Raw genomic sequence first — 3,715 nt, forward strand, 5'->3', positions numbered from 1 at the left:
TGTTCAGGAGAGTTCAGCGTGAATGTATCAGGTTCATGCAACCATTTCCAGATATTCAGGCATTCATCTTTGAGCAGCTTAAACCGTCTGGACAGGTTGCGGTTGAGCGGTCACCTTCAGGGAGTGGAGAGCATAGCAGGCCAGCAACCAATTGAGCAGGCGGGCCACCACGCGAGCGGTTTGCCGCGTTGCGGATCCCACCGCCACCCCTCCCAGTGAAAGGCCAACCACAGGACGAGCAGCAAAGATGGCCTCACAGGTCTGCAACAGTTGGAACCAACTCACCCCCCCTGGCTCTGGGTGATGCACGGCGGGCGCTAAGGAAGGATCCAACACACTGCAGTCCACCACCAAAAACACCGGTTGATCCGGCAAAGAGGCCACCACCTGCTGGGGATCCCAGCCATCTTGGGCCCAGAATATTGGGCTGTGGTGGGCTTTCAGCCATGCGTAGGCCCGCGCACTGCCGCTGCGCAACCCCACATGGATCACCGGCAGCATGTGCTGGTAGAGCAACTCCACCCAGGCAGCACTGCCATAGCTCGTATCTTGATCCGGCTGGGTCATCTCTGGGGGCGGCATCAGGTTGGCATGAGCGCTGCAATGCACCACACTCAGAGTTGGGTAGTGCTTCCAGAGGGCACGAATGGCCCCCCAACTGGCGGCCAAGACCGAAGGCAACAGCACCGGCCATTGTTGTCGTCTCCAAGCTTGAGTCACCGCCGCCTCACACATGCCGTAGGGAGGCTCATCCACCAGCCCCGGCAACTGCGCCACCGCCAGCTTATCCACATCGATCCCCAACCTCGGCTCGAAGGCACACAGCTCCGAACCGGCATTGAGAATGGCCATCGGAGCCTGAGTGTCGTGGCCAAAGGCGGTGGGGATGAGAATGACCCTGGCATTGGATTGCGAGCTGGGATGGAGTGACCACTGGGCCATGGGCGCTGTTCCTTTTCCAGAAAGCTGTGGGTCTCCGGCTTGTTCTATGGTGGCCTACAGGGCGCCCAGGGATCCGTCTGAGGGCCAGCCGGTCTGCTACGAAAGATTACAGTTCCCAGGCGGAACTGGGGCTAAAAATCGAGTCAGTGGTAGATTCAAAGTGCTTCGCGCCGCAAACCGCGGTTTGGACAAGGCAAACCACCGCAAACCACAACGAGTTGAGAAAGGTAGACTATGGCTGTGATGGAAGGCGATCCTCGTCAGGGAGCAAAGCTGCCTCTATTTGGGGGATCCACCGGGGGGCTGTTGAGCGCAGCCGAAACCGAAGAAAAATACGTCATCACCTGGACGGGCAAGCCGGGGCAGGTGTTTGAAATGCCCACCGGCGGCGCTGCCGAAATGGTGGAAGGCAAAAACTTTCTCACCTTTGCCCGCAAAGAGCAGTGTTTGGCGCTGGGTGCCCAGTTGAGATCCGACTACAAGATCAACGACTACCAGATCTTCCGCATTCCCGCGGGGGGGGAGCCTGTGTTGGTGCATCCCAAAGACGGCGTCTTTCCCGAGAAGGTCAACGAAGGCCGTGAGCCCGTCGGCAAAGTGGATCGCAACATCGGCAAAAACAAAGAGCCGATTACCTACAAGTTCACCGGCGGGAAACCCTGGGATTGAACTCCCCACAGCTTCGCTCCCTACTGGGTTTCAGGATCCCCTAGCAAGGTCGGGGGATCTTTTGCTTGCCTGTTTTCGACAAAAAAGCTCCAGCCCACCTTGAGCTGAAGCTACGCCCGGAAGCGCTGGGGATCTCCTATATGTAGCCAGGGATCCCAGGGGCCAACCTACTTGGCAATCGCCGCGAAGAACTCCTTGGATTTCACTGGGTCGGGGTGCATGGTTTTCTGGCCGGGCTGCCAGTTGGCCGGGCAAACTTCATCGGGGTGAGATTGCACGTATTGGATGGCTTGCAGGGTGCGCAAGGTTTCATCCACACTACGGCCAAAGGCCAGGTTGTTAATGGTGGCGTGCTGGATGATCCCTTCTTTGTCGATGATGAACAGGCCGCGCAGCGCCACACCCGCTTCCGGATCCAGAACATTGTAGGCAGCGCTGATCTCCTTTTTCAGGTCAGAGACCAGAGGATACCTCAGCTCACCCACCCCTCCAGCCTTACGGTCGGTTTGAATCCAGGCCAGGTGAGAGTATTCGCTATCCACTGAAACACCCAGGATCTCGGTATCCAGCTTGGCAAAGTCGTCATAGCGGTCGCTGAAGGCCGTGATCTCCGTTGGGCAGACAAAGGTGAAGTCCAAGGGGTAGAAAAACAACACCACATACTTCTTACCCCTGTAGTCGGAGAGCTTCACCGTCTTGAATTCCATGTCATAGACAGCGGTGGCGGAAAAATCGGGAGCGGGCTGCCCCACTCGCAGGCATCCTTCCTGAGACATAAATCAACGCTCCTTGCGGTAAAGTGCAAATGTAAACCAAACCTAACATACCATACTCATAATGACTCTGCCTTAACTCGATAGATAGCGACGGATCCCAACTGCCGGGATCCGGATAATGCCCATTTCTCCATGCTGATCGGCTCAGCTCTGCAAGGGATCCCATGAGAGTGACGCTGGAGTTCTATCACTTTTGTTGTGACCGCTGTCGGCGGTGGTGGAGCCAGGCCGATGTGGAGCCCCAACCTGGGGATCGCCTGTATTGCCCCTATTGCGGCCATCAAAATTGCGTGGAGCGCATCGATACCTTTCGCAATGCTGCGCGGGGCAGTTGCCTGACCCGTCCCCCCGATGCCCCTTCTCCAGATCCGCATCCGCCCTCTGAAAAATCCGGGGATCGGCCTCAGGAGAAGCGATCCCCAACCTAGTTATCCTGGGCAAACCCAGTCCTCTTGCCCCTATGGGGCAGCCAGCCGCTAGAGCCTGTCAACCATTCAACGCATCCGCCAGAGTTCCCCGTTGCGAAGATGACCACAGGTAGAGGTCAACCTCAGGCGAGGAAGAATCCACCAGATAGCGACAGAGGCGGCGCTCTTCCAGGATGGCGGTGGAGCAGCAGCAACTGTAGACTTCCAGATAGTCGTCCGGCTCCGCCTCAAAAATCGCCTGCTGGCCGGGAAAGAGGGTGCGCTCCCAGTGGCCGGGGATCGTGCGGATCACCTGAACCTGTCCGGAACGGTTGACAAAAGCGTATCTTTTCATTGCGTTTTTTTAATTGCGTTAAGAAAAACTTATTGCCCTTAAAATAGGCTACCATCCCTGATCCCCAAGTGGCAATAGTAAGCCACCAAGACGGGGATCGCTCTTCCTGACTGGCTTTGGGAGATTTGTTCTCTCAGCTTATTGGGGTTGAGAGAATGGGATCCCGAGGAGAAGCCTGCCCTGGTAAACTGAGGGGAAGAGTCTGAAGATATCCTTAAGTTGGCCTTCACCATTCCGAGATCAGCAAGGGGGCACACCGTGGACAACAAGTTGGGGCTAGAGATCATCGAAGTCGTGGAGCAGGCTGCCATTGCCGCCGCCCGCTGGATGGGCAAAGGGGACAACAAGACCGCCGACCAGGTGGCTGTAGAGGCCATGCGGGAAAAACTCAACCAGATCCCTATGCGCGGTCGCATCGTCATCGGGGAAGGAACCCGCGATGAGGCCCCCATGCTCTACATCGGCGAAGAGGTGGGCATCTGTACCCGCCCGGATGCTGAGCAGTTCTGCCGCGTGGAAGAGCTGGTGGAGATCGATATTGCTGTGGATCCCTGTGAGGGCACCAA

The 3,715-nt window shown here is 57.2% G+C and carries 6 protein-coding genes; 3 read left to right on the forward strand and 3 right to left on the reverse strand.

What is annotated here, in order from left to right:
- Positions 1-78 precede the first annotated feature (78 nt).
- A complete protein-coding gene (locus NW856_RS14385; protein ID WP_414400785.1) occupies positions 79-942 on the reverse strand; it encodes an arginase family protein in 864 nt (287 codons plus the stop codon).
- 234 nt (positions 943-1,176) lie between these two features.
- Here NW856_RS14385 and NW856_RS14390 point away from each other — a divergent pair, with 234 nt between their 5' ends.
- Positions 1,177-1,611 (forward strand): photosystem I reaction center subunit II PsaD, encoded by a 435-nt coding sequence (locus tag NW856_RS14390; protein ID WP_369791755.1) that lies wholly within the window; start codon positions 1,177-1,179, stop codon positions 1,609-1,611.
- 167 nt (positions 1,612-1,778) lie between these two features.
- Here NW856_RS14390 and NW856_RS14395 read toward each other — a convergent pair whose 3' ends face one another.
- Complete coding sequence (locus tag NW856_RS14395; protein WP_011433828.1) at positions 1,779-2,387, reverse strand: peroxiredoxin; 609 nt, start codon at positions 2,385-2,387, stop codon at positions 1,779-1,781.
- Positions 2,388-2,551: 164 nt separating this feature from the next.
- Here NW856_RS14395 and NW856_RS14400 point away from each other — a divergent pair, with 164 nt between their 5' ends.
- On the forward strand, positions 2,552-2,815 hold the full coding sequence (locus tag NW856_RS14400; RefSeq protein ID WP_414400786.1) for a hypothetical protein: 264 nt from the start codon (positions 2,552-2,554) through the stop codon (positions 2,813-2,815).
- Between the two features lie 58 nt (positions 2,816-2,873).
- Here the strand turns inward: NW856_RS14400 and NW856_RS14405 are convergent, their stop codons facing one another.
- On the reverse strand, positions 2,874-3,149 hold the full coding sequence (locus NW856_RS14405) for a DUF1830 domain-containing protein (RefSeq protein ID WP_011433830.1): 276 nt from the start codon (positions 3,147-3,149) through the stop codon (positions 2,874-2,876).
- 258 nt (positions 3,150-3,407) lie between these two features.
- On the opposite strand from NW856_RS14405, the gene NW856_RS14410 reads away from it, so the two are divergent.
- Positions 3,408-3,715 (forward strand): fructose-bisphosphatase class II (locus NW856_RS14410; protein WP_414400787.1); only part of this gene is annotated, 308 nt, incomplete at its 3' end.

Origin of the sequence: Synechococcus sp. R3-13 (assembly GCF_047462195.1) — a bacterium.
Lineage (GTDB): Bacteria > Cyanobacteriota > Cyanobacteriia > Thermostichales > Thermostichaceae > Thermostichus.